Source organism: Salmonella sp. SA14318 (assembly GCF_029866905.1).
Classification (GTDB): Bacteria; Pseudomonadota; Gammaproteobacteria; order Enterobacterales; family Enterobacteriaceae; genus Salmonella; species Salmonella enterica.
The window spans coordinates 4,221,801-4,246,178 of record NZ_CP123282.1; the positions used below are offsets into that span (position 1 = coordinate 4,221,801).

Sequence of the window (24,378 nt, forward strand, 5' to 3'; positions counted from 1 at the left end):
GCGCGCCGCCCGGTTATGCGCGGCGCGCGACTTAGAGCCTGGCCCATGAGGTTCTTAATACATTTTCTTACTATTAGGCTGGAAGCACATGTCGAAAAAAGAGTTTATCTATCAGGCGCCTTTCCCGATGGGAGAGGACAAAACAGAGTATTATCTGCTCACCTCCGATTATGTCAGCGTCAGTGAATTCAACGGAGAATCTATCCTCAACGTTGAGCCGCAGGCGTTAACGTTGCTGGCTCAGCAGGCCTTCCATGATGCGTCTTTTATGCTCCGTCCTGAACACCAGCAGCAAGTCGCCGCCATTCTCAATGACCCCGAAGCCAGCGAAAACGACAAATATGTGGCGTTGCAATTCCTGAGAAACTCCGAGATCGCCGCCAAAGGCATTCTGCCGACCTGCCAGGATACCGGCACGGCGATTATCATGGGTAAAAAAGGCCAACGCGTCTGGACGGGCGGCGGCGATGAAGCCGCGCTCTCCAAAGGCGTGTTTAATACCTATATCGAAGATAACCTGCGCTACTCGCAGAACGCGCCGCTGGATATGTACAAAGAGGTCAATACCGGCAGCAACCTGCCAGCGCAAATCGATCTTTATGCCGTCGACGGCGACGAGTACAAGTTCCTTTGCGTGGCGAAAGGCGGCGGTTCAGCAAACAAAACGTATCTCTATCAGGAAACCAAAGCGCTGCTCACCCCAGGCAAGCTGAAAAACTTCCTCGTTGAGAAAATGCGCACGCTGGGCACCGCAGCCTGTCCGCCATACCATATCGCCTTTGTCATTGGCGGCACCTCGGCGGAAAGCACGCTGAAAACCGTTAAGCTCGCCAGCACCCACTATTACGACGCGCTGCCGACGGAAGGTAACGAGCACGGCCAGGCATTCCGCGATCTCCACCTGGAACAGGAACTGCTGGAAGAAGCGCAAAAACTTGGCCTCGGCGCCCAGTTCGGCGGGAAATATTTCGCCCACGATATTCGCGTAATTCGCCTACCGCGTCACGGCGCTTCCTGTCCGGTGGGGATGGGCGTCTCCTGCTCGGCCGACCGTAACATCAAAGCGAAAATCAACCGCGAAGGCATCTGGATCGAAAAACTGGAACACAATCCGGGCCAGTATATTCCGCCAGCGCTGCGTCAGGCGGGCGAAGGCGACGCGGTGAAAGTCGATCTCAACCGTCCGATGAAAGAGATCCTCGCCCAGCTATCGCAGTACCCGGTCTCGACTCGTCTGTCGCTGACGGGCACCATTATCGTAGGTCGCGATATCGCCCACGCGAAGCTAAAAGAGCGTATTGAATCCGGCGAAGACCTGCCGCAGTATATTAAAGACCATCCCATCTATTACGCAGGTCCGGCAAAAACCCCGGCAGGTTATCCATCTGGCTCATTAGGCCCCACCACCGCAGGCCGAATGGACTCTTATGTCGATCTACTGCAATCCCACGGCGGCAGTATGATCATGCTGGCGAAAGGCAACCGTAGTCAGCAGGTCACGGATGCCTGTAAAAAACATGGCGGCTTTTATTTGGGCAGTATCGGCGGCCCGGCGGCGGTACTGGCACAGCAGAGCATTAAGCATCTGGAGTGCGTCGAGTATCCGGAACTCGGCATGGAAGCTATCTGGAAAATTGAAGTAGAAGATTTCCCGGCCTTTATCCTGGTGGATGACAAAGGCAACGATTTCTTCCAGCAGATTGTCAGCAAACAGTGCGCTAACTGCGCGAAATAACCTGGCAGGCCCGGCGTTCTCCCGGGCCGCGTTATCGGTTAATTGCCGGATGGCGCTACGCTTATCCGGCTTATCCGGCCTGCACGAGAGAACATGCTCACGCTTTTACATCGCTGGTCGCTACCACAGAAATCGCCGGGCTATCCGGCTGTTCGACGAATGGCGGCGTTTTCCGGTATTTATCCAGCAGGTGGATCTGAATCTTGCGCAGCATGTCGCCATTCAAACGGTAGTAGCGGAAGTAGAGAACCAACGTCATCATGAAAAACAGTACCGGCAGGACAATCATAATAAACTGCATCCCCTGCAGGGTTTGCGCAGACTGCGCCACGTTCGGCGTGTAGCCAATCAGCCCCAGCACCAGAGCGATAAAGAACGCCGCAAACGCCGAGCCGCCCTTCACAACCATCGTCTGTACGGAATAAGCGATACTCTCGCAGCGAATATTGAGCTTAAATTCCCCATAATCGACCGTATCCGCCACCATGATTACCTGAAGCACCCAAAAGAGCGCGGTCCCGATATTCAGGAAAATACCCGCCGCCACGATTAAAGCGGCATTATGGATATCCGCCAACGCCATCGCGAAGAGCCCTGCGCAACTCAGAACGGGCATCACGGAGGCGCCCGCCCACAATATCCGTCGCGATAACATTTTCACCAGCCGGGGGAAGACAATCAGCGTCAGCAGATTCGCCGCGCCGGCGTAAGAAAGGTAATAGGGAAAAAGATCGGCATCGCCAATCACATAGGTGAAGTAGTAGATCGCAAAGCCATTGATAATATTAGAGGCAATGTTATACGCCAGCGCCATTCCCAACAGGCAAGAGAGCTGATCGTTTTTGTATATCAATCCAACGATCGTTTTTAACGTCAGATGTGGGCGGCCCGCCGTTACACCGTTGTCGGAGGAGTACACCTCATGTACGTTGCGTAATGTCACGATAGTCGAGGCGATAAAGAACGCAATCAGTACCAGCGTAAACATCTGAAAGCCGAACCCTCGATCCGCTCCGCCAACGTAGTTCACAAACGGCAGCGTTATACCGGCAGTGACGAAGCCAGCCAGACTGGCGAAGAAACGCGGGAACGGCACCAGTTGTTCGCGTTCTCGCTTATCAAGCGTAATGGTCGGCACCAGCGACCAAAATGGGATATCCATAATGGTATACGTCATGCCCCACAGGATGTAGGTTACGCAGACAAATACAACCTGCGCGGTTCCCTCAAAAAGATGGGCGCTGAACAGCAGGAAAAGCACCAGCGAATTGGTTAAGGTGCCGATCAATATCCACGGCTTAAATTTCCCCCACCGCGAACGCGTGGCGTTGACAATCCATCCCATGATGGGATCGTTTATCGCATCCCAGATTCGCGCGACCAGAAAGAGGGTGCCGACGAGGCCGACCGAAAGTCCCACCACATCGGTGTAGTAATACATCAGGTACATATACACAATGCCGATGGCGAAATCCTTACCAAACGCGCCGAACCCGTAACTCAGCTTTGTTGTCAGAGAGATGCTCATAGGGTACCGGGTCGCTGTTACCAGCGCCCGCCTTCTGTTAGTAGAGGTTAAACGCCGGATCTGCCGTCCAGCGCGGCTGGAGATTAACGGCGTAACCAGGCCGGAAGCCAGTCGCCATGCGCGGCGATCAGATCGTCAACCAACGCATAGATTTCTTCGATACCCAGCACCGCTGCGGTATGAGGGTCCATCATCGCCGCGTGATACACGCGATCGCGGTTTTCCGTGAGGATGGCTTCGGTCAACAGCGTTTGCACGTTGATGTTGGTCTGCATCATCGCCGCCAGATGAGAAGGGATCGTCCCCACCTTCGTCGGTTGAATGCCGTTGGCATCCACCAGACAAGCCACTTCCACGCAGCTTCCCTGCGGCAGGTTATCAATCAGCCCCTCATTACGCACATTGCCGTAAATCACGCTCGGCTCGCCGGTCCACAGAGCGTTCATAATGGTGCTGGCGTACTCGCGGGACGGTTTGATGTCGATACGCTCGGCGGTTTTATACTCCTCCAGCTCTTTATGCCAGTTCGCCAGTTGTTCTACGCAGCGTTTCGGATATTCATCCAGCGGCACCTTGTAACGTGCAATCAGATCCTCGCGTCCCGGTTTAATAAACCACGGCGTGTACTCGGCAAAATGCTCTGATGACTCGGTGACGAAGTAGCCCAACTTTTTGAACATCTCGTAGCGCACAATGTTCTGGCAGCGTTCATTGCCGTGAATATTGGGCTTCGGCGCCTGTCCGGCGTCATAGGCCGCCAGCAATTCAGGATAGAGATCGACATAAGTCCCGTCAGCCGTTTTGCGCTCCAGTTCCAGGTAAAACGCCATGTGGTTAATGCCGGCGCAGCGGTAGCGCAGCGAGGCGGGATCGATATTCAGGTCACGCGCCAGTTCTTCCGCCGTTCCCTGTACCGAATGGCACAGGCCGACCTGTTTGATATGCGGATAACGGGCATACATCGCCCAGGTGTTCATCGCCATCGGGTTGACGTAATTGAGCATGGTGGCCTTCGGACAGACTTCCGTCATGTCTTCGCAAATCCGCCACAGATGCGGGATGGTCCGCAGCGCGCGCATAATGCCGCCCGGCCCCAGCGTATCGGCGATCGTCTGTTCCAGACCATGACGCTTACAAACCTCAAAATCGGTCACGGTGCAGGGTTCATAGCCGCCAATCTGAAAGGCGACCACCACGAAATCCGCATCCTGTAGCGCCGCTTTCTGGTGGGTATGGCAGGTAATCCGGCCAGAAGCGCCCGCTGAGTCCATCAGTTTCCTTACCACAATGTGCGACTCTTCCAGCCGGGTTTCGTCAATATCCATCAGGGCGACATGCGCTGATTTTAGCGCCTCGCGGTGAAACACATCGCCGAGGATATTTTTGACGAAAATCGTAGAACCTGCGCCGATAAAGGTAATTTTGGGTGCCGTCATCATGACTCTCCAGAACAGTAGTGAACACCTTCATGGTGGCACGCGTTCCCGGTGAAAACCTCCGTCTTCCCCGATGAGCATTCCCGAAAACTCAGATCGTATGCTGGCGCGCGGAAGATCTGAGTTTTTGGGACAAAATAGCGTAAAAAGCAGAGTATTCGGCCTGATAGTCAGGCTACGCTCTACAATATCGACGGATTCTGTGTCCGGATTCGCGGTTTCCTCCCGGCTAAAGGGGCATAATTCTGATAATTCAGGAAATGGAGTGACGATGAGTACGCAAGCAATATCCCTCCTCCCGCCCGACCCGCACATGTGCAACGGCGATGAAAAGCAAACCCGTAGCCCGCTGTCGCTCTATTCCGAATATCAACGACTGGACGTTGAACTGAGGCCGCCGCACAGAATGGCCAGCAGTCACTGGCATGGGCAAGTAGAAGTGAATGTTCCGTTTGACGGCGATGTGGAGTATTTAATCAACAATGAAGTCGTGCAGATAAAGCAGGGGCATATCACCCTGTTTTGGGCCTGTACGCCACACCAGCTTACCCGCCCCGGCAACTGCCGCCAGATGGCGATTTTCAGTTTGCCGATGCACCTGTTTCTCTCCTGGCCGCTGGATCGCGATCTTATCAACCATGTCACGCACGGGATGGTGGTTAAATCACTGGCGACCCAGCAGCTTAGCACCTTTGAAGTGTTGCGCTGGCAGCAGGAAACAAGCAGCCCGAATGAGCAAATTCGCCAGTTGGCGATCGATGAAATCGGCCTGATGCTTAAACGCTTTAGCCTTTCCGGCTGGCAGCCCATTTTGCTCAATAAAACATCTCGCACCCACAAGAATAGCGTCTCACGCCATGCGCAGTTTTACGTAAGCCAGATGCTGGGATTTATTGCCGATAACTACGATCAGGCGCTCACCATTAACGACGTCGCGGAGCATGTCAAACTCAATGCTAATTACGCGATGGGAATATTCCAGCGGGTTATGCAATTGACGATGAAGCAGTACATCACGGCGATGCGCATCAATCACGTACGTGCCTTATTGAGCGATACTGACAAAACGATCCTCGATGTCGCTCTGACTGCCGGGTTCCGATCCAGCAGCCGTTTTTACAGTACTTTTAGCAAATTTGTCGGTATGTCGCCGCAACAATACCGCAAGCTAAGTCAGCAACGACGCCAGACGATGCCCGGCTAAAGCCGGATACCACTATCAGCCAAAAAAATAATTCACCTGTCGATAAACGGCAGGTGAAATCGCTCGCCATCCATAATTAACCCATTGTTTATTAAACAATAATAACAATAACTGACCATTATTCCATCACTTTACACCCCCTATTTGACGGGGTAATACTTGCCCACGTCACATTCATACGGCGGGTCGGCAAGGCGTAAATTGCACGGCCTCCACAACCGGGTAAAAGATGATGAAAGTATTAATTGTTGAAAGTGAGTTTCTGCATCAGGACACCTGGGTTGGCAACGCGGTTGAGCGTCTGGCGGATGCCTTGAGCCAACAAAATGTTACCGTCATTAAATCGACATCCTTCGATGACGGCTATGCCATCTTGTCCGCGAACGAAGCCATTGACTGTCTGATGTTTAGCTACCAAATGGAACAACCGGATGAGCACCTGAGCGTCAGGCAATTGATCGGTAAGCTTCACGAGCGTCAGCAAAACGTGCCCGTTTTCCTGTTAGGCGACAGAGAAAAAGCGACGGCATCGCTGGACCGCGACCTGCTGGAGCTTGTCGATGAATTCGCCTGGATTCTGGAAGACACCGCTGACTTTATCGCCGGACGCGCCGTTGCCGCCATGACCCGGTATCGCCAGCAACTGTTACCACCACTGTTTAACGCGTTGATGAAATACAGCGACATTCATGAATATTCATGGGCGGCGCCGGGACACCAGGGCGGCGTCGGTTTCACTAAAACGCCTGCCGGTCGCTTTTATCACGATTATTATGGCGAAAACCTGTTCCGCAGCGATATGGGGATTGAGCGTACCACGCTCGGTTCACTCCTCGACCATACCGGCGCGTTTGGCGAAAGCGAGAAAAACGCCGCCCGCGTATTCGGTGCTGACCGCTCCTGGTCCGTGGTTGTCGGGACCTCCGGTTCTAACCGTACTATTATGCAGGCCTGTATGACGGATAATGATGTCGTTGTACTGGATCGTAACTGCCATAAATCCATCGAGCAGGGGCTGATCCTCACTGGGGCCAAACCGGTATATATGGTGCCAAGCCGTAACCGTTACGGCATTATCGGGCCAATCTACCCGCAGGAAATGCAGCCTGAAACCTTGCAGAAAAAAATCAGCGCCAGCCCGCTGACCAAAACCAAAGCCGGACAGAAACCGTCTTACAGCGTAGTGACCAACTGTACCTATGACGGCGTATGCTATAACGCCAAAGAGGCGCAGGATCTGCTGGCAAAAACCAGCGATCGCATTCACTTCGACGAAGCATGGTACGGCTATGCGCGCTTCAACCCGATTTATTTCGATCACTACGCGATGCGCGGCGAGCCAGGCGACCATAACGGTCCGACCGTGTTTGCCACCCACTCCACGCACAAACTACTGAATGCGCTTTCACAAGCTTCCTACATTCACGTCCGTGAAGGCCGTGGCGCGGTGAATTTCTCCCGCTTCAACCAGGCATATATGATGCATGCCACCACCTCTCCGTTATATGCCATCTGCGCATCCAACGATGTGGCGGTATCGATGATGGACGGTAACAGCGGTCTGTCCCTGACTCAAGAGGTGATTGACGAAGCGGTTGATTTCCGTCAGGCGATGGCGCGTCTTTATAAAGAGTTTACCGATGAAGGCGACTGGTTCTTTAAACCGTGGAATAAAGACGTCGTCACCGATCCACAAACCGGTAAAACGTATGACTTCGCCGACGCGCCGGCAAAACTGCTGGCCACCGACCAGAACTGCTGGGTCATGCGCCCCGGAGAAACCTGGCACGGCTTTAAAGACCTGCCGGATAACTGGAGTATGCTGGACCCGATTAAAGTCAGTATCCTGGCGCCGGGTATGGGCGACGATGGCGAACTGGAAGCATCCGGCGTACCTGCTGCGCTGGTCACAGCATGGCTTGGCCGCCACGGTATCGTGCCGACCCGCACCACCGACTTTCAGATTATGTTCCTGTTCTCTATGGGGGTAACTCGCGGGAAATGGGGAACGCTGATCAACACGCTGTGCTCCTTCAAACATCATTACGACGCGAATACGCCGCTGGCGCAGGTGATGCCGGAACTGGTGCAGGATTATCCTGACACTTACGCGAACATGGGTATTCATGACCTGGGCGATAAAATGTTTGCCTGGCTACGTGAAAATAACCCGGGCGCCCGTCTCAACGCCGCCTATTCCACCCTGCCGGTTGCGGAGATTACCCCGCGCGACGCCTACAACGCGATTGTGAACAACAATATTGAAATGGTGGCGATTGAAAATCTACCGGGTCGCATTGCGGCGAACTCCGTTATTCCTTACCCGCCAGGCATCCCGATGCTGCTCTCCGGTGAAAACTTTGGCGATGAAAACAGTCCGCAGGTGGGTTACTTACGCTCACTGCAATCCTGGGATCATCACTTCCCTGGCTTTGAGCATGAAACCGAAGGCACGGAAATTATTGATGGCGTATATCACGTTATGTGCGTGAAAGCCTAATCACAAAGAGTCTTTTTTTTGAGGATGGCATGTATTCCCTGAGTATTGCTGCAAAACAATAATACTGTCATACCTTTTTGCGCGGGCCCCATCCCGCGCTTTTTTTATACAAAAATGACAAGTTTCCACTCGCGTACAACTTTTTGTACACCCTAATTCATCGTACAAATATTGTAATATTATTCAGGAAAGTTATTTTAGTGCAGTTTCAATTTATCACACAATTGACTCAGTCCCCGTTATCTCTCCCGTTTGGCGAGATCCGGTCTTTTATGTTCATATTCCAGGAGTTCGGGTATGAGGATTTGCAGCAACGAGCCTTGCATAGTGTTATTAACCGAAAAAGATACATGGTTACGAGTAAATGGTAAGGAGCCAATCAGTTTAAAAGCGAATTATATGGCCATTCTGGCTTGTGAAAATAACGTTATTGACATTTCATCATTAAATAGCGTGCTAGTAATACAAGTGAGTCGCAATAATATTAAAGACTATTTACAATTCCTGAATAAAGATCTCTCACACCTTCCCGTCTGGCAACGCAACGCCGATCCCTTATTGACCGCCAACTGTCTGACGCCGGATATCTTCAGGGTCGCCGCCCGCTACAGCGCGATGGAAACACCAGATGAAATTGTTAGTGAACGTACCCGTGCGCTCCTTTTCACCGTTTTATCCCGCTTTCTTGACCACAAAAAATTTATTTCTTTGTTAATGCACATGCTGCGCAGCCGCATCAGTGACAGCGTTTACCACATCATTCAGAGCGATATCCATAAAGACTGGAATCTGAGCGCCGTTGCCAGTTGCCTGTGCCTGAGTCCAAGCTTGTTAAAGAAAAAGCTCAAAAACGAGAATACCAGTTATAGCCAAATAATCACGACCTGCCGAATGCGTTATGCCGTAAACCAATTATTAATGGACGGAAAGAATATCTCTCAAGTCTCCCAGCTGTGTGGGTATAACAGCACATCGTACTTTATTTCCGTGTTTAAAGAGTTTTATGGTATGACCCCCCTGCATTATGTTAGCCAACATCGGGAACGATCGGCTGCCTAATTTTTCTACACTCAACGATAAGACACGATAATAACAGCATTGGCGATAACCCGTCTCCGACATAATTCAGCGGCATTCTGAGGGGGTATGATACGACGTAATTTATCGTAACGAAGTCACCTTTTCAGGAGTCCAAATTATGTCTTCGGATGCTGATGCTCACAAAGTGGGCCTAATCCCCGTCACCTTAATGGTATCGGGGAATATTATGGGTTCAGGGGTATTCTTACTCCCTGCCAACCTGGCGGCCACTGGCGGGATTGCAATCTACGGATGGCTGGTCACTATCATCGGCGCCCTGGCGCTGTCGATGGTTTATGCCAAAATGTCGTCCTTAGATCCCAGTCCCGGCGGTTCTTATGCCTACGCACGCCGCTGCTTCGGGCCGTTTTTGGGCTATCAAACTAACGTGCTGTACTGGCTGGCATGCTGGATCGGTAATATCGCGATGGTCGTTATCGGCGTCGGCTATCTGAGCTATTTCTTCCCGATTCTGAAAGATCCGCTGGTATTAACGCTTACCTGCGTCGCGGTGCTGTGGATTTTTGTTCTGCTGAACATCGTCGGGCCGAAAATGATTACCCGCGTACAGGCCGTCGCCACCGTACTGGCGCTGGTGCCTATCGTAGGGATTGCGGTCTTCGGCTGGTTCTGGTTTAAAGGCGAAACCTATATGGCGGCCTGGAACGTGAGCGGCATGAATACTTTCGGGGCGATTCAAAGCACGTTGAACGTTACGCTGTGGTCATTCATCGGGGTAGAAAGCGCCTCCGTTGCGGCCGGGGTGGTCAAAAACCCGAAACGCAACGTGCCTATCGCCACCATCGGCGGGGTACTGATCGCCGCCGTCTGCTATGTACTCTCCACAACGGCGATTATGGGGATGATCCCCAACGCGGCGCTGCGTGTGTCGGCATCGCCTTTCGGTGACGCGGCGCGTATGGCGCTGGGCGATACCGCAGGGGCTATTGTTTCCTTCTGTGCGGCAGCGGGTTGCCTGGGCTCTCTCGGCGGCTGGACGCTGCTTGCCGGTCAAACCGCAAAAGCGGCGGCGGACGATGGTCTCTTCCCGCCGATCTTCGCGCGGGTTAATAAAGCCGGTACGCCAGTGGCTGGGTTGCTTATCGTCGGCGTGCTGATGACTATCTTCCAGTTCAGCAGTATGTCGCCGAACGCCGCGAAAGAGTTTGGTCTGGTCTCCTCCGTGTCGGTTATCTTCACCCTGGTGCCTTATCTTTACACCTGTGCCGCGCTGTTGCTGTTGGGCCACGGTCACTTTGGTAAAGCGCGCCCGCTGTATCTGCTGATCACCTTCGTCGCGTTTGTGTATTGCATCTGGGCGGTCATTGGTTCCGGCGCCAAAGAAGTGATGTGGTCGTTCGTCACGTTGATGGTGATCACCGCGCTGTATGCGTTGAACTACAACCGCATTCACAAAAACCCGTATCCGCTGGATGCGCCGGTTAAACAGGATTGACCACGTGTAGTTAATGTTATCGCAACAGGCCGGATAGCGCAGGTTATCCGGCCGCCACCAACATTAAGTTCTTAAGGTTCACTTAATTTTACTTTGTCACGATTAGCGTCACCGAATCGATGGACGCATCAACATGTTAAAGCGCTTTCTTAAAAGACCTGTTCTTGGGCAAATCGCCTGGCTTCTGCTTTTTTCCTTTTATATTGCCGTCTGCCTGAACATTGCGTTCTACAAGCAGGTACTACAAGACCTACCGTTAAACTCGCTACGCAATGTGCTGATGTTTATTTCCATGCCGGTCGTCGCGTTTAGCGTGGTCAATAGTGTGCTGACGCTGGCCTCATTTATTTGGCTAAACCGACTGCTGGCCTGCGTTTTTATTCTGGTCGGCGCTGCCGCGCAGTATTTTATTTTGACTTACGGCATCATCATCGATCGTTCCATGATCGCCAATATGATGGATACCACGCCCGCGGAAACCTTTGCGCTGATGACGCCGCAAATGGTGCTGACTCTGGGATTAAGCGGCGTTCTGGCAGCCGTGATTGCCTTCTGGGTCAAAATCCGTCCGGCGACGCCGCGCTTACGTAGCGGGCTTTACCGCCTGGTCAGCGTCCTGATCTCTATTTTATTAGTTATTCTGGTCGCCGCCTTTTTCTATAAAGATTACGCCTCGCTATTTCGAAATAATAAACAGTTGATCAAAGCGTTAAGCCCATCGAACAGTATTGTCGCCAGTTGGTCATGGTATTCGCATCAACGGCTGGCGAATTTGCCGCTGGTACGCATTGGCGAGGATGCCCATCGCAATCCATTAATGCTGAAAGGCGATCGCAAAAACCTGACGATTCTCATCGTTGGCGAAACCTCGCGCGGCGATGATTTCTCTCTTGGCGGCTATCCGCGCGACACCAATCCGCGGCTGGCGAAAGACGATGTGATCTACTTCCCGCATACCACCTCTTGCGGTACGGCGACCGCGATCTCCGTTCCCTGCATGTTTTCTGATATGCCGCGCAAACATTATGACGAAGAGCTGGCGCATCACCAGGAAGGGCTGCTGGATATTATCCAGCGCGCGGGGATTAACGTACTGTGGAATGATAATGACGGCGGCTGTAAAGGCGCATGCGATCGCGTTCCGCATCAAAATGTCACCGAGCTAAACCTGCCCGGACAATGTATCGACGGCGAGTGCTACGATGAAGTGTTATTTCACGGTCTGGAAGACTATATCGACCATTTGAAAGGCGATGGCGTTATTGTATTACATACCATCGGCAGCCACGGCCCAACCTATTACAACCGTTATCCACCGCAGTTTAAAAAATTTACCCCAACCTGTGACACTAACGAAATTCAGAACTGTTCCCAACAGCAGTTGATCAACACCTATGATAATACCGTGCTGTACGTGGACTATATTGTAGATAAAGCCATTAACCTGCTGAAATCTCATCAGGATAAATTCACCACCAGCCTGGTCTATCTTTCCGATCACGGCGAATCATTGGGTGAAAATGGCGTTTATTTACACGGTCTGCCGTATTCCATTGCGCCGGATACGCAAAAACATGTCCCGATGCTCATTTGGCTTTCTAAAGATTATCAACAGCGTTATCAGGTGGATCAGGCCTGCCTGCAAAAACGGGCGAGCACGCTGGATTATTCACAGGACAATCTTTTCTCAACCATGCTGGGATTAACCGGCGTACAAACGACGTATTACCAGGCCGCAGATGATATTCTGCAACCGTGCAGGAGACTAAGCGAATGAAGATACTGATTGTTGAAGACGACACGCTATTATTACAGGGGTTAATACTCGCCGCGCAAACCGAAGGCTATGCGTGTGATGGCGTTTCGACAGCGCGTGCCGCCGAGCATAGTCTGGAGTCTGGTCATTACAGTCTGATGGTGCTGGATTTAGGGCTGCCCGATGAGGATGGCCTGCATTTCCTGACGCGAATCCGACAGAAAAAATACACCCTGCCGGTACTCATTCTGACCGCCCGCGATACGCTCAATGACCGCATTACCGGGCTGGATGTCGGCGCAGATGATTATCTGGTTAAACCCTTCGCCCTGGAGGAGTTGCACGCTCGCATCCGCGCGCTGCTGCGCCGCCATAATAATCAGGGTGAAAGTGAACTGACGGTTGGCAATCTGACGCTCAATATAGGCCGCCATCAGGCATGGAGGGATGGACAGGAACTGACCCTGACGCCTAAGGAGTACGCGTTGCTCTCACGATTGATGCTCAAGGCAGGCAGTCCGGTGCACCGGGAAATTCTTTATAACGATATCTACAACTGGGATAACGAACCCTCGACCAACACTCTGGAAGTGCATATACATAATTTGCGCGACAAAGTCGGCAAGTCGCGCATTCGCACGGTTCGCGGGTTTGGCTACATGCTGGTTGCCACTGAGGAAAGCTAAGTGAGCCTGATGCGTTTTCAGCGAAGAGCGATGACCCTTCGCCAGCGTTTAATGCTGACAATTGGTCTTATTCTGCTGGTGTTCCAGTTAATCAGTACCTTCTGGTTATGGCATGAAAGCACTGAACAAATCCAATTGTTCGAGCAGGCGCTGCGGGATAATCGCAATAACGATCGCCATATCATGCACGAAATTCGCGAGGCGGTCGCCAGCCTGATCGTCCCCGGCGTATTTATGGTTAGCCTGACGCTGCTAATTTGTTACCAGGCGGTACGGCGTATTACCCGTCCGCTCGCCGAACTGCAAAAAGAGCTGGAAGCGCGGACGGCGGATAATCTGGCGCCGATCGCCATTCACAGCTCCACGCTTGAGATTGAGTCCGTCGTCTCGGCGATCAATCAACTGGTTACGCGTTTGACCACCACGCTCGACAATGAACGCCTTTTTACCGCCGATGTGGCCCATGAGCTACGCACGCCGCTGTCGGGGGTGCGTTTGCATCTGGAATTATTGTCAAAAACCCACAATGTTGATGTCGCGCCGCTTATCGCCCGTCTTGACCAGATGATGGATAGCGTCTCCCAGCTTCTGCAACTGGCGCGCGTGGGCCAGTCATTCTCTTCCGGGAATTATCAGGAAGTAAAACTGCTGGAAGATGTGATCCTCCCCTCCTACGATGAGCTGAACACCATGCTGGAAACGCGCCAGCAAACTCTGTTGCTGCCGGAAAGCGCGGCGGACGTGGTGGTGCGCGGTGACGCGACATTACTGCGTATGCTGTTGCGAAATCTGGTGGAAAACGCGCATCGCTATAGCCCTGAAGGAACCCATATCACTATCCACATTAGCGCCGACCCCGACGCTATTATGGCGGTCGAAGACGAGGGGCCGGGTATTGATGAAAGCAAATGCGGGAAGCTAAGCGAAGCGTTCGTGCGGATGGACAGCCGTTATGGCGGAATTGGCCTGGGGCTGAGTATCGTCAGCCGCATCACCCAGCTACATCAGGGACAGTTTTTCCTGCAAAACCGTACGGAAAGAACAGGCACCCGTGCCTGGGTGCTGTTGAAAAAGGCATAACAGGCGTTTAATACGTCGTGACCCACACATAGATAAAACTGCTGACAATCAGCACACTACACAGGGTCGTCAAACTTTTATAAATATAGCTTTTCATGACGCTCTCCTCCAAAGGTATGGAGGAGAGTATGCCCGCGAGAGATTAAGCGAACCTTAAGCGCGAAATTTATTCATCGATACGCGGATGTTGCTGTACCAGACGCGAACGTTTGACCTGCAGCTCCGCGATTTCCTGATCGATGTCGTCGATTTTCTGCTCAATATTATCGTAATGCTCGCCCAGAATTTCCTTCGCTTCCTGGATGTCCGACGCCGCTGGCGTTGCGCCTTTTAGCGGACGATTGGCCGTCTCTTTCATGGAAATACCGGTAATCAAGCCTATCACCGCGATGACCATCAAATAATACGCCGGCATCATCAGATCCTGCGAGCTTTCCACCAGCCAGGCCGCCAGCGTTGGCGTCAGACCGGCAATCAATACAGAGATATTAAAAGCCGCCGCCAGCGCGCTGTAACGAATATGCGTCGGAAACATCGCCGGCAATGTCGAGGCCATCACCCCGGTAAAGCAGTTCAGAATCACCGCCAGCATCAACAAACCGGCAAAAATCAGGCCAATAACGTTACTGTTAATTAGGATGAAGGCCGGGATCGCCAGCGCGAACAGCGCAATGCTGCCCATAATCACAAATGGACGTCGACCGAAACGGTCGCTCAGCAGCCCCATCACCGGCTGCACAAACAGCATCCCGATCATAATGGCGATGATAATCAACACGCCGTGATCTTCAGAATAGTGCAGGTTATGCGACAGGTAGCTCGGCATGTAGGTGAGTAGCATGTAGTAGGTCACGTTGGTGGCAATCACCAGACCGATACATGACAACAGGCTACGCCAGTGTTTGGTGGCAATCTCTTTAAAGGAGACTTTCGGCCCATCCTGCAACCCTTCGCGGTCGCCCTGCTCCAGTTTATCCACGTGCTGCTGAAACGCTGGCGTCTCCTCCAGCGCATGGCGTAAGTAGAGACCGATAATTCCCAATGGCAAGGCGATAAAGAACGGAATACGCCAGCCCCACTCCAGGAAATTCTCCTCGCCGACAATCGTTGAGATTAAGACCACCACGCCCGCGCCCAGCACGAACCCGGCGATGGAACCAAAATCCAGCCAGCTTCCCATAAATCCGCGTTTACGATCCGGCGAATATTCCGCGACAAAGATCGACGCGCCGGTATATTCCCCGCCAACCGAGAAGCCCTGCGCCATTTTACACAGCAACAACAGTATTGGCGCCCAGATACCGATCGTCGCGTAAGAGGGGATTAACCCGATACAGAAGGTACTGATCGACATAATCACAATCGTGATCGCCAGGATCTTCTGGCGCCCGTATTTATCGCCGAGCCTACCAAAGAATAACCCGCCGAGCGGACGAATCAGGAAGGGAACGGAAAACGTGGCCAGCGCGGCAATCATCTGGACGCTGGGATCGGCGCCGGGGAAAAAGACTTTACCCAACGCGTAGGCAACAAATCCATAAACACCAAAATCAAACCACTCCATCGCGTTGCCCAGCGAGGCGGCGGTAATTGCTTTGCGAAGTTTACCATCATCAATGATGGTCACATCGCCCAGTGTAATCGGTTTTATTTTTTTCCTTTTCAGCATAGCTGTCCTCATAGGCTAAGCCCTGTAGCGCTATATACGGCGGGCACTGGCATACCGCGCCAGCGTCGCCGTCGAGCGGAGGGAGGGGCGCGAACGCTATCCCTCATACAAGCGTAGCAGGTTTACTTACACTGTCCGGTTACGGACTGTACAACCGAACCTGTTGACGCCTGAATGGGCAGTTAATGACCTTTTTACCCTAACAGGGTTTAAATATGTGATCAACTTCACACATATATGTCAATTCGGTCAAAAGGTGTAAATAAGGACGCCCTAATGCGCTGTGGTGACAGTAAAAAAGCGGTTATTTGAGTGTAAACCATTGCTGACTGGCGTGGCGCAGGCCCTTTTATAAAAGCGGCAATAGTCCCGACAACGCTAAGGATTTTGTGTATAATTGCGGCCTTTTTCGGCGATCTGCCATTTTTGGGCGCGTTTGCCCCCGCTGACTTTTTGAGGATACCAACATGTCATTACCCCACTGCCCGCAATGTAACTCCGAATATACCTACGAAGATAACGGCATGTTCATCTGCCCGGAATGCGCTCACGAATGGAACGATGCGGAACCCGCTCAGGAGAGCGATGAGCTGATTGTCAAAGACGCCAACGGCAACCTGCTGGCGGACGGCGATAGCGTCACCATCGTGAAAGATCTGAAAGTAAAAGGCAGCTCTTCCATGCTGAAAATCGGCACCAAAGTGAAGAATATTCGTCTGGTTGAAGGCGACCATAACATCGACTGCAAAATCGATGGTTTTGGCCCGATGAAACTGAAATCCGAGTTCGTGAAAAAGAACTGATTTACCGTGTCATTGCCCGGTAGCGCCTCGCTTACCGGGCCTGAGCGGCCCTGCCACCGACAATATTGTGCCAATTTCGAACTACACTTAACGAGCATCTCTTACCTGAGGTAACCATCATGCCGTTAAGTCCCTATCTCTCTTTTGCCGGCAACTGTGCCGACGCCATCGCGTATTATCAACAAACGTTAGGCGTAGAACTGCTTTATAAACTCAGCTTCGGTGAAATGCCCCCCTCGGCGGCGGATAACGAAGAGGGCTGCCCGTCAGGAATGCGCTTTCCCGATACTGCTATCGCCCACGCCAACATGCGCATTGCCGGCAGCGATATCATGATGAGTGATGCCAGCCCGTCGGGAACGGCGCATTATTCCGGCTTTACGCTGGTGCTTGATACCCAGGATGTAGCAGAAGGGAAGCGCTGGTTTGATAACCTTGCCGCACAAGGGCAAATCGAAATGGACTGGCAGGAGACCTTCTGGGCGCAGGGTTTCGGCAAGGTCAGCGATCGTTTCGGTGTGCCGTGGATGATTAACGTGGTTAAACATCAGCCTGCCACCTAACTCCCCGGGAGGCTCGCCCTCCCCCTTGCCATCAGAGTGATCTTTGGCTGCACGTTATCCGCCGTTTAACTGCCATAGAATAAATAATGACGGTAGTTTGCTACAGTCTGTCGAAAGATGGTTGATCCTGATGAAGCGTCGGGAGGACATTATGCCAGTCTGTGAATTACGCCACGCGACAACAGAGGATACCGATTCTGTTTACGCGCTTATCTGTGAGTTACTTAAAAATGAGCTTGATTATCAGGCTTTCAGGGATGGATTTGCCGCTAATTTACTGGACCCCAACGTTCATTATCGTTTAGCGCTGCGCAACGGAGAGGTAGTCGGCATGATCAGCCTGCATATGCAGTTTCATCTCCATCATGCCAACTGGATTGGCGAAATTCAGGAGCTGGTGGTATTACCGCAGATGCGGGGACAAAAAATTGGCAGTCAGCTTCTGGCCTGGGCAGAAGAAGAAGCACGTCAGGCGGGCGCCGAGCTAACGGAGCTTTCCACAAATATTAAACGCCGCGATGCACACCGTTTTTATCTTCGCGAAGGTTACAAGCAAAGTCATTTTCGGTTTACGAAAGCATTGTGATCTGGCAGCCGTCATCGGGAGATAAGGCATAACGTAATCAGCCATCACCGGGTGAAGTAGCGGAGTCATCTCAATTCTACTGTCGACAAGCCTGGATAAAGGTTAAACGGGCTGACTCGCTTCTTTAGCAAAAATGGCCCTTTTAAGTTGTAGAAATGTAAATTTATTGTCAATGAACTACACTTTTCTCTTTGGCATCACCGGGAGGGTTGCCTGAAAATCCCGGGATGAGGTTTTCTTAGAAGGACAGTGACGTTATGTTCGCAGCAATCATTATCGGTATTTTTATTATCAGCGTCATTTATGCGCATTCACGCGGGGTGGAAAAACAAAAACTTTCCCGTCAGCTCTTTGACCACTCGACGTTTATGGCGCCGATCAATATGTTCATGACTCGCTTCTCAACGTTACCGGCAAAGCAGCCGTACTTTGATACCACGGCATTTCCAGAGCTGCAGAAGCTGACGGAAAACTGGCAGGTGATTCGTGAAGAGGCGCTACGGCTTCAGCATCACATAAAAGCCGCGCAGGCCAATAACGACGCCGGATTCAACACCTTTTTCAAGCGCGGCTGGAAACGGTTTTACCTTAAATGGTATTCCGATGCCCACCCGTCGGCGGAAACGTTATGCCCGATAACGACAAAGCTGGTCAACAGCATCCCCTCTATTAAAGCGGCGATGTTCGCCGAGTTGCCTCCCGGGGCCTATCTGGGAAAACATCGCGACCCCTATGCCGGTTCAGTACGTTACCATCTTGGATTAAGCACACCGAATGACGACCGCTGTTTTATTGAAGTTGATCGACAGCGCCATAGCTGGCGCGACGGCGAAGCCGTCATCTTCGACGAAACCTACGTTCATTGGGCGGAAAATAAAACTGAGCAGACGCGTATTATCCTCTTTTGCGATATTGAGCGTCCAATGAAATGGCGCTGGGCGCAGAGCGTAAACCACTGGGTCGGCGCATCGTTGATGTCCGCCGCCAGTTCGCCAAACGACGAGAACGATCGCACCGGTGCGATTAATCGCATCTTTAAATACGTTCACGCAGCACGCGATGCCGGGCAACGGCTGAAAAAGAAAAACCGCACTCTCTATTACGCGCTGAAATATCTCGTTATTGCCGCTATTTTTGCCGCGATAATCCTTTTCAGCCTCCTCTGAAGCCGGGCCGCGGTATGGCACTGCCTGCCGCGGCCCGTTCTATCCTGGCGTTAGTCTCAACGCGTTCCCTGGCCTTGAGTCTATCCATCCGGGTAATTTCCACTTCAGGCAGAGTCGATTGCCGGATGGCGGCTCCGCCCTATCTGGCCTGCGCTCCGCGTTTCTCCCCATAATAAATGTCATGCGGTATTTTCTTTCGACACGTCAAAACTGACGATAGCCTGTTTTTCGTCAGGGTTTTGAGCAAAATTCGCCCGTAATATCAGGGAAAGCCCATACTAAAAAAGTGGCATAAAACATGCATACTGAGGGCGACAGCGCGTATGCGCGATTTGATTAACTGGAGCGAAACCGATGAAAAAAGTCGTCACGGTTTGCCCGTATTGCGCATCAGGTTGCAAAATCAATCTGGTGGTCGATAACGGCAAAATCGTCCGGGCTGAGGCGGCGCAGGGGAAAACCAACCAGGGTACCCTGTGTCTGAAGGGCTACTACGGCTGGGATTTTATTAATGATACCCAGATCCTGACCCCGCGCCTGAAAACCCCAATGATCCGTCGCCAGCGTGGCGGCAAACTGGAATCTGTTTCCTGGGATGAAGCGCTCAATTACGTCGCTGAACGTTTGAGCGCCATCAAAGCGAAGTACGGTCCGGATGCAATCCAGACAACCGGCTCCTCTCGCGGTACCGGAAATGAAACCAACTATGTAATGCAAAAATTCGCACGCGCCGTTATTGGTACCAATAACGTTGACTGCTGCGCTCGCGTCTGACACGGCCCATCGGTTGCAGGTCTGCACCAATCGGTCGGTAACGGCGCAATGAGTAATGCGATCAACGAAATTGATAACACTGATTTAGTGTTCGTCTTCGGGTATAACCCGGCGGATTCCCACCCGATCGTGGCGAATCATGTGATTAACGCTAAACGCAACGGGGCGAAAATTATCGTCTGCGATCCGCGCAAAATTGAAACCGCGCGCATCGCTGACATGCATATCGCGTTGAAAAACGGCTCGAATATCGCGCTGCTCAACGCCATGGGGCATGTCATTATTGAAGAAAACCTGTACGACAAAGCGTTTGTCGCCAGCCGTACCGAAGGTTTTGAAGAATACAGTAAGATTGTCGAAGGCTATACGCCGGAGTCCGTCGAAGAGATCACTGGCGTGAGCGCACAGGAAATTCGTCAGGCGGCGCGGATGTATGCCAGCGCGAAAAGCGCAGCGATCTTGTGGGGGATGGGCGTCACCCAGTTCTATCAGGGTGTGGAAACCGTGCGTTCACTGACCAGCCTCGCGATGCTGACCGGCAACCTCGGCAAGCCAAGCGCGGGCGTTAACCCGGTTCGCGGCCAGAACAACGTTCAGGGCGCGTGCGATATGGGCGCGCTGCCGGATACTTATCCGGGCTACCAGTACGTTAAGTTCCCGGAAAACCGCGAGAAGTTCGCTAAAGCCTGGGGCGTAGAAAGTCTGCCTGCGCATACCGGCTATCGCATCAGCGAGCTGCCGCACCGTGCGGCGCATGGCGAAGTGCGCGCGGCGTACATTATGGGTGAAGATCCGCTGCAAACCGATGCGGAACTCTCTGCAGTACGTAAAGCGTTTGAGGATCTGGAACTGGTCATCGTGCAGGATATCTTCATGACCAAAACCGCGTCGGCGGCGGATGTGATTTTACCCTCCACCTCCTGGGGCGAGCATGAAGGCGTCTTCTCTGCGGCTGACCGTGGCTTCCAGCGCTTCTTTAAAGCCGTTGAGCCGAAGTGGGACCTGAAAACCGACTGGCAGATTATCAGTGAAATCGCCACCCGGATGGGCTATCCGATGCACTACAACAACACCCAGGAGATCTGGGATGAGTTGCGTCATCTGTGCCCGGATTTCTACGGCGCCACTTACGAGAAAATGGGCGAGCTGGGCTATATCCAGTGGCCGTGCCGCGACACGTCGGATGCCGATCAGGGAACCTCGTACCTCTTTAAAGAGAAGTTCGATACCCCCAACGGTCTGGCGCAGTTCTTCACCTGCGACTGGGTAGCGCCTATCGATAAACTCACCGAAGAGTACCCGATGGTACTGTCGACGGTGCGCGAAGTCGGTCACTACTCCTGCCGCTCAATGACCGGTAACTGTGCGGCGCTGGCCGCGCTGGCCGATGAACCGGGCTATGCGCAAATCAATACCGCCGACGCCGCGCGTCTGGGCATTGAAGATGAAGCGCTGGTGTGGGTTCATTCGCGCAAAGGCAAAATCATCACCCGCGCGCAGGTCAGCGATCGCCCGAACAAAGGGGCGATTTACATGACCTACCAGTGGTGGATTGGCGCCTGTAACGAGCTGGTGACTGAAAACCTCAGCCCGATTACCAAAACGCCGGAGTACAAATACTGCGCCGTACGCGTTGAGCCGATCGCCGATCAGCGAGCCGCCGAGCAGTATGTGATTGATGAGTACAACAAGCTGAAAACCCGCCTGCGCGAAAGCGCAATGGGTTGATCTGCCGGATGGCGGCATCAGAATGCTTTATTCGGCCTGCGTCTACTGTAGGCCTGATAAGATGCATTAGCATCGCCATCAGGCATTTTCCCTATAACAGCCTCCGCCCGGAGGCTGTTTTTTTATCCATACGATCTCTTTATACTGTCTTTTCCGTACCCTAAATAAAATTCAAAATGAAACTACTTCTTGCATTGATGTTGTTTATGACATTCTTTGCCCATGCCGCAGATCCTGAGCCGGGCAGCCAGTATTTGCAGGCAGCAGAGGCAGGTGACAGACGCGCACAATATTTTCTGGCCGACAGTTGGTTGAGCTATGGCGATTTGAACAAAGCTGAATACTGGGCGCAAAAAGCCGCCGACAGTGGCGACGCCGACGCCTGCGCGCTACTGGCGCAAATCAAAATCACTAATCCGGTAAGCCTGGATTATCCCGACGCGAAAAAGCTGGCTGAAAAGGCGGCTAACGCGGGCAGTAAAGCGGGAGAAATTACGCTGGCGCGGATCCTGGTCAACACCCAGGCCGGGCGCCCGGACTACCCAAAAGCCATCTCGCTGCTGCAAAAGGCCTCTGAAGATCTGGATAACGACTCCGCGGTGGATGCGCAAATGTTGCTTGGCCTGATTTACGCCAATGGCGTGGGCATTGCCGCCGATGATGAAAAAGCTGCCTGGTATTTCAAACGCAGTTCCGCCATTTCCCGTACCGGCTATTCAGAATACTGGGCGGGAATGATGTTTTTAAACGGAGAACCGGGCTTTATTGAAAAGAACAAGCAGAAGGCGTTGCACTGGTTGAATCTAAGCTGTCTGGAAGGGTTTGATACCGGTTGCGAAGAGTTCGAAACGCTAACAAATGGCTGATGTTTATTGCCGGATGAACGTAGTCGTTGTAGGCCTGATAAGCGTAGCGCCATCAGGCAACCCGGAGCAGGTTGTCGGATGGCAGCGTGAACGCCTTATCCGGCCTACATTCTCTTTCGCTGTAGGCCGGATAAGCAAAGCGCCATCCGGCAATCCGTTATTGGGCGGTCTTATCAAATTTGCCCAGCACATCGCGCTCATAGGCCAGCGCTTTTTTGCGGTCAAACTTGTGTTCCCACTTGGCGATCACCAGCACCGCCAGCGCATTCCCCACCACATTTAGCGCAGTACGCGCCATGTCGAGGATACGGTCGACACCGGCGATAAACGCCAGCCCTTCCAGCGGAATGCCCACGCTGCCCAGCGTCGCCAGTAACACCACGAAGGAAACGCCAGGCACGCCGGCAATCCCTTTCGACGTCACCATCAGCGTCAGCACCAGTACAATTTCCTGCCACAGCGACAGGTCGATACCGTATAGCTGCGCGATAAAAATGGCGGCGATGCTCTGGTATAACGTGGAGCCGTCGAGGTTAAATGAGTAACCGGTCGGTACCACGAAACTGGTGATAGAGGCTGGTGCGCCGTAAGCTTCCATCTTCTCGATAATGCGCGGCAGCACGCTCTCGGAGCTGGCGGTCGAGTACGCCAGAATCAATTCATCTTTCAGAATGCGAATCAGAATCCAGATACTTAACCCGCACAGGCGCGCCACGATGCCCAGCACTACAAGCGCAAAGAAGATAATGGCAAAGTGTACCAGCAGCACCAGTTTCGCCAGCGGCCACAGCGACGCGAAACCAAAATTCGCCACCGTGACGGCGATCAGCGCAAAAACGCCCACTGGCGCATAGCGCATCACCATATGGGTGACTTTAAACATGGTCTCAGAGATGGAACGAAATACCGTCACCAGCGGTTCGCGGTGCGTTGCCGGCAGGGATGACAACCCCAGTCCAAACAGGACCGAGAAAAAGATAATTGGCAGCATATCCCCTTTGGCCATCGATGCGATGATATTGGTCGGCACCAGCGACAGTATCGTCCCCATCAGCCCATGCGCATGACTTTGTACTTCCGCCGTGGTGTTCTGGTATTTCGAAATATCGACGGTCGCCAGTTGCGACATATCAATGCCTGAGCCTGGCTGAAAGACATTCGCCAGCGTAATGCCGAGGATAATCGCCACCGTAGTGATCAGTTCAAAATAGAGAATGGTTTTTGCGCCGATACGGCCTAGCTGTTTCGCATCGCCAACGCCGGCGATGCCGACAATCAGAGTCGAGATCACGATCGGCACGACGATCATTTTAATCAGATGGATAAAGATATCGCCAGCAGGCGACAGCAGGTTGGCAATCAGCCATTCACGACTGTCACTGTGATAATGCAGATAGCTGCCCAACAGAATGCCCAGCACCATAGCCAGCAAAATTTGCCAGGCCAGGCTGACTTTCAAATTTTTCATAACAACAGACTTCCTCGATGAAGCGTTGCTCTCCGCCGAAAGCATGAGAGCAATACATACTGAAAGGGTATGATTTGTGTTGCGTTGGTTTGTAGAGTTTTTTAACGCGCATAATCAGTATCATTTGCATAGCGTCTTGCGCAACCCTTTCATAACAGGGCTTTTGGCTGTTTTTATGCATAATAACGCGAGTTTATGGCGTTAATGATGAATAACTATTTGTTATGGAAAGTTTTTTACTTCGTCAAAAACGAATAATACACTGAGGTAATTAATTTTCACTTGTGTCTCATT

General features: G+C 52.4%; 19 protein-coding genes. 14 read left to right on the forward strand and 5 right to left on the reverse strand.

Annotated elements, in window-relative coordinates; genetic code table 11:
* The first annotated feature begins 88 nt into the window (after window positions 1–88).
* Complete coding sequence (gene fumA, locus QEN32_RS20190; RefSeq protein WP_000037205.1) at window positions 89–1,735, forward strand: class I fumarate hydratase FumA; 1,647 nt, start codon at window positions 89–91, stop codon at window positions 1,733–1,735.
* 97 nt (window positions 1,736–1,832) lie between these two features.
* On the opposite strand, the gene melB is transcribed toward fumA, so the two are convergent.
* Window positions 1,833–3,263, reverse strand: coding sequence for a melibiose:sodium transporter MelB (gene melB, locus QEN32_RS20195; RefSeq protein WP_023208380.1), 1,431 nt, complete (start codon window positions 3,261–3,263; stop codon window positions 1,833–1,835).
* A gap of 83 nt (window positions 3,264–3,346) precedes the next feature.
* Window positions 3,347–4,702 (reverse strand): alpha-galactosidase, encoded by a 1,356-nt coding sequence (gene melA / locus QEN32_RS20200; RefSeq protein WP_001728428.1) that lies wholly within the window; start codon window positions 4,700–4,702, stop codon window positions 3,347–3,349.
* 268 nt (window positions 4,703–4,970) lie between these two features.
* On the opposite strand from melA, the gene melR reads away from it, so the two are divergent.
* From melR to pmrB, 7 genes are all read left to right on the forward strand, one after another.
* On the forward strand, window positions 4,971–5,903 hold the full coding sequence (gene melR, locus QEN32_RS20205) for a transcriptional regulator MelR (RefSeq protein ID WP_000106992.1): 933 nt from the start codon (window positions 4,971–4,973) through the stop codon (window positions 5,901–5,903).
* Between the two features lie 232 nt (window positions 5,904–6,135).
* On the forward strand, window positions 6,136–8,403 hold the full coding sequence (gene adiA, locus QEN32_RS20210) for an arginine decarboxylase (protein ID WP_131044972.1): 2,268 nt from the start codon (window positions 6,136–6,138) through the stop codon (window positions 8,401–8,403).
* Between the two features lie 297 nt (window positions 8,404–8,700).
* Window positions 8,701–9,462 carry an AraC family transcriptional regulator gene (locus QEN32_RS20215; RefSeq protein ID WP_001217083.1) on the forward strand — a complete coding sequence of 254 codons (762 nt, stop codon included), beginning with the start codon at window positions 8,701–8,703 and terminating at the stop codon, window positions 9,460–9,462.
* 139 nt (window positions 9,463–9,601) lie between these two features.
* A complete protein-coding gene (gene adiC / locus QEN32_RS20220) occupies window positions 9,602–10,939 on the forward strand; it encodes an arginine/agmatine antiporter (RefSeq protein WP_000093130.1) in 1,338 nt (445 codons plus the stop codon).
* 133 nt (window positions 10,940–11,072) lie between these two features.
* Window positions 11,073–12,716: a phosphoethanolamine transferase EptA gene (gene eptA / locus QEN32_RS20225; RefSeq protein WP_020838564.1), complete on the forward strand. Its 1,644-nt coding sequence runs from the start codon at window positions 11,073–11,075 to the stop codon at window positions 12,714–12,716.
* Window positions 12,713–13,381 carry a two-component system response regulator PmrA gene (pmrA, locus tag QEN32_RS20230; protein ID WP_000697899.1) on the forward strand — a complete coding sequence of 223 codons (669 nt, stop codon included), beginning with the start codon at window positions 12,713–12,715 and terminating at the stop codon, window positions 13,379–13,381. The genes eptA and pmrA overlap by 4 nt, the downstream gene beginning before the upstream one ends.
* A 9-nt stretch (window positions 13,382–13,390) precedes the next feature.
* Window positions 13,391–14,461, forward strand: coding sequence for a two-component system sensor histidine kinase PmrB (gene pmrB, locus QEN32_RS20235; protein WP_001212189.1), 1,071 nt, complete (start codon window positions 13,391–13,393; stop codon window positions 14,459–14,461).
* 7 nt (window positions 14,462–14,468) lie between these two features.
* Here pmrB and pmrR read toward each other — a convergent pair whose 3' ends face one another.
* Both pmrR and proP read right to left on the reverse strand, forming a co-directional pair.
* Window positions 14,469–14,558 carry an LpxT activity modulator PmrR gene (gene pmrR / locus QEN32_RS20240; RefSeq protein WP_000844399.1) on the reverse strand — a complete coding sequence of 30 codons (90 nt, stop codon included), beginning with the start codon at window positions 14,556–14,558 and terminating at the stop codon, window positions 14,469–14,471.
* Between the two features lie 69 nt (window positions 14,559–14,627).
* The gene (gene proP, locus QEN32_RS20245; protein ID WP_265322053.1) at window positions 14,628–16,130 is read right to left on the reverse strand and encodes a glycine betaine/L-proline transporter ProP; all 1,503 of its coding nucleotides are present in this window, start codon (window positions 16,128–16,130) and stop codon (window positions 14,628–14,630) included.
* Between the two features lie 467 nt (window positions 16,131–16,597).
* Here proP and QEN32_RS20250 point away from each other — a divergent pair, with 467 nt between their 5' ends.
* The 6 genes from QEN32_RS20250 to yjcO all read left to right on the forward strand — a co-directional run bounded on the left by QEN32_RS20250 (window position 16,598) and on the right by yjcO (window position 22,616).
* The gene (locus QEN32_RS20250; protein WP_000056482.1) at window positions 16,598–16,933 is read left to right on the forward strand and encodes a zinc ribbon domain-containing protein YjdM; all 336 of its coding nucleotides are present in this window, start codon (window positions 16,598–16,600) and stop codon (window positions 16,931–16,933) included.
* Window positions 16,934–17,052: 119 nt separating this feature from the next.
* Entirely contained in the window at window positions 17,053–17,496 is a 444-nt protein-coding gene (gene yjdN / locus QEN32_RS20255; protein WP_265322054.1) for a VOC family metalloprotein YjdN, read from the forward strand.
* A 151-nt stretch (window positions 17,497–17,647) separates the two neighbouring features.
* On the forward strand, window positions 17,648–18,082 hold the full coding sequence (phnO, locus tag QEN32_RS20260) for an aminoalkylphosphonate N-acetyltransferase (RefSeq protein WP_001805444.1): 435 nt from the start codon (window positions 17,648–17,650) through the stop codon (window positions 18,080–18,082).
* Between the two features lie 257 nt (window positions 18,083–18,339).
* Window positions 18,340–19,248 carry a lipid A hydroxylase LpxO gene (gene lpxO, locus QEN32_RS20265; RefSeq protein WP_000457029.1) on the forward strand — a complete coding sequence of 303 codons (909 nt, stop codon included), beginning with the start codon at window positions 18,340–18,342 and terminating at the stop codon, window positions 19,246–19,248.
* 354 nt (window positions 19,249–19,602) lie between these two features.
* Complete coding sequence (locus QEN32_RS20270) at window positions 19,603–21,750, forward strand: formate dehydrogenase H subunit alpha, selenocysteine-containing (protein ID WP_011233236.1); 2,148 nt, start codon at window positions 19,603–19,605, stop codon at window positions 21,748–21,750.
* A gap of 176 nt (window positions 21,751–21,926) precedes the next feature.
* Entirely contained in the window at window positions 21,927–22,616 is a 690-nt protein-coding gene (gene yjcO, locus QEN32_RS20275) for a Sel1 family TPR-like repeat protein YjcO (protein ID WP_000771454.1), read from the forward strand.
* 157 nt (window positions 22,617–22,773) lie between these two features.
* Here yjcO and gltP read toward each other — a convergent pair whose 3' ends face one another.
* Window positions 22,774–24,084, reverse strand: a complete 1,311-nt coding sequence (gene gltP / locus QEN32_RS20280; protein ID WP_000793278.1) for a glutamate/aspartate:proton symporter GltP — start codon at window positions 24,082–24,084, stop codon at window positions 22,774–22,776.
* Window positions 24,085–24,378 lie beyond the last annotated feature (294 nt).

Coding starts and splice junctions, on each gene's coding strand:
- gltP (WP_000793278.1), bottom strand. CDS start 24,084: ATGAAAAATTTGAAAGTCAGCCTGGCCTGGCAAATTTTGCTGGCTATG.
- adiC (WP_000093130.1), top strand. CDS start 9,602: ATGTCTTCGGATGCTGATGCTCACAAAGTGGGCCTAATCCCCGTCACC.
- pmrB (WP_001212189.1), top strand. CDS start 13,391: ATGCGTTTTCAGCGAAGAGCGATGACCCTTCGCCAGCGTTTAATGCTG.
- melA (WP_001728428.1), bottom strand. CDS start 4,702: ATGATGACGGCACCCAAAATTACCTTTATCGGCGCAGGTTCTACGATT.
- yjdN (WP_265322054.1), top strand. CDS start 17,053: ATGCCGTTAAGTCCCTATCTCTCTTTTGCCGGCAACTGTGCCGACGCC.
- fumA (WP_000037205.1), top strand. CDS start 89: ATGTCGAAAAAAGAGTTTATCTATCAGGCGCCTTTCCCGATGGGAGAG.
- pmrA (WP_000697899.1), top strand. CDS start 12,713: ATGAAGATACTGATTGTTGAAGACGACACGCTATTATTACAGGGGTTA.
- lpxO (WP_000457029.1), top strand. CDS start 18,340: ATGTTCGCAGCAATCATTATCGGTATTTTTATTATCAGCGTCATTTAT.
- proP (WP_265322053.1), bottom strand. CDS start 16,130: ATGCTGAAAAGGAAAAAAATAAAACCGATTACACTGGGCGATGTGACC.
- adiA (WP_131044972.1), top strand. CDS start 6,136: ATGAAAGTATTAATTGTTGAAAGTGAGTTTCTGCATCAGGACACCTGG.
- phnO (WP_001805444.1), top strand. CDS start 17,648: ATGCCAGTCTGTGAATTACGCCACGCGACAACAGAGGATACCGATTCT.
- eptA (WP_020838564.1), top strand. CDS start 11,073: ATGTTAAAGCGCTTTCTTAAAAGACCTGTTCTTGGGCAAATCGCCTGG.
- yjcO (WP_000771454.1), top strand. CDS start 21,927: ATGAAACTACTTCTTGCATTGATGTTGTTTATGACATTCTTTGCCCAT.
- pmrR (WP_000844399.1), bottom strand. CDS start 14,558: ATGAAAAGCTATATTTATAAAAGTTTGACGACCCTGTGTAGTGTGCTG.
- QEN32_RS20250 (WP_000056482.1), top strand. CDS start 16,598: ATGTCATTACCCCACTGCCCGCAATGTAACTCCGAATATACCTACGAA.
- melB (WP_023208380.1), bottom strand. CDS start 3,263: ATGAGCATCTCTCTGACAACAAAGCTGAGTTACGGGTTCGGCGCGTTT.
- QEN32_RS20215 (WP_001217083.1), top strand. CDS start 8,701: ATGAGGATTTGCAGCAACGAGCCTTGCATAGTGTTATTAACCGAAAAA.
- melR (WP_000106992.1), top strand. CDS start 4,971: ATGAGTACGCAAGCAATATCCCTCCTCCCGCCCGACCCGCACATGTGC.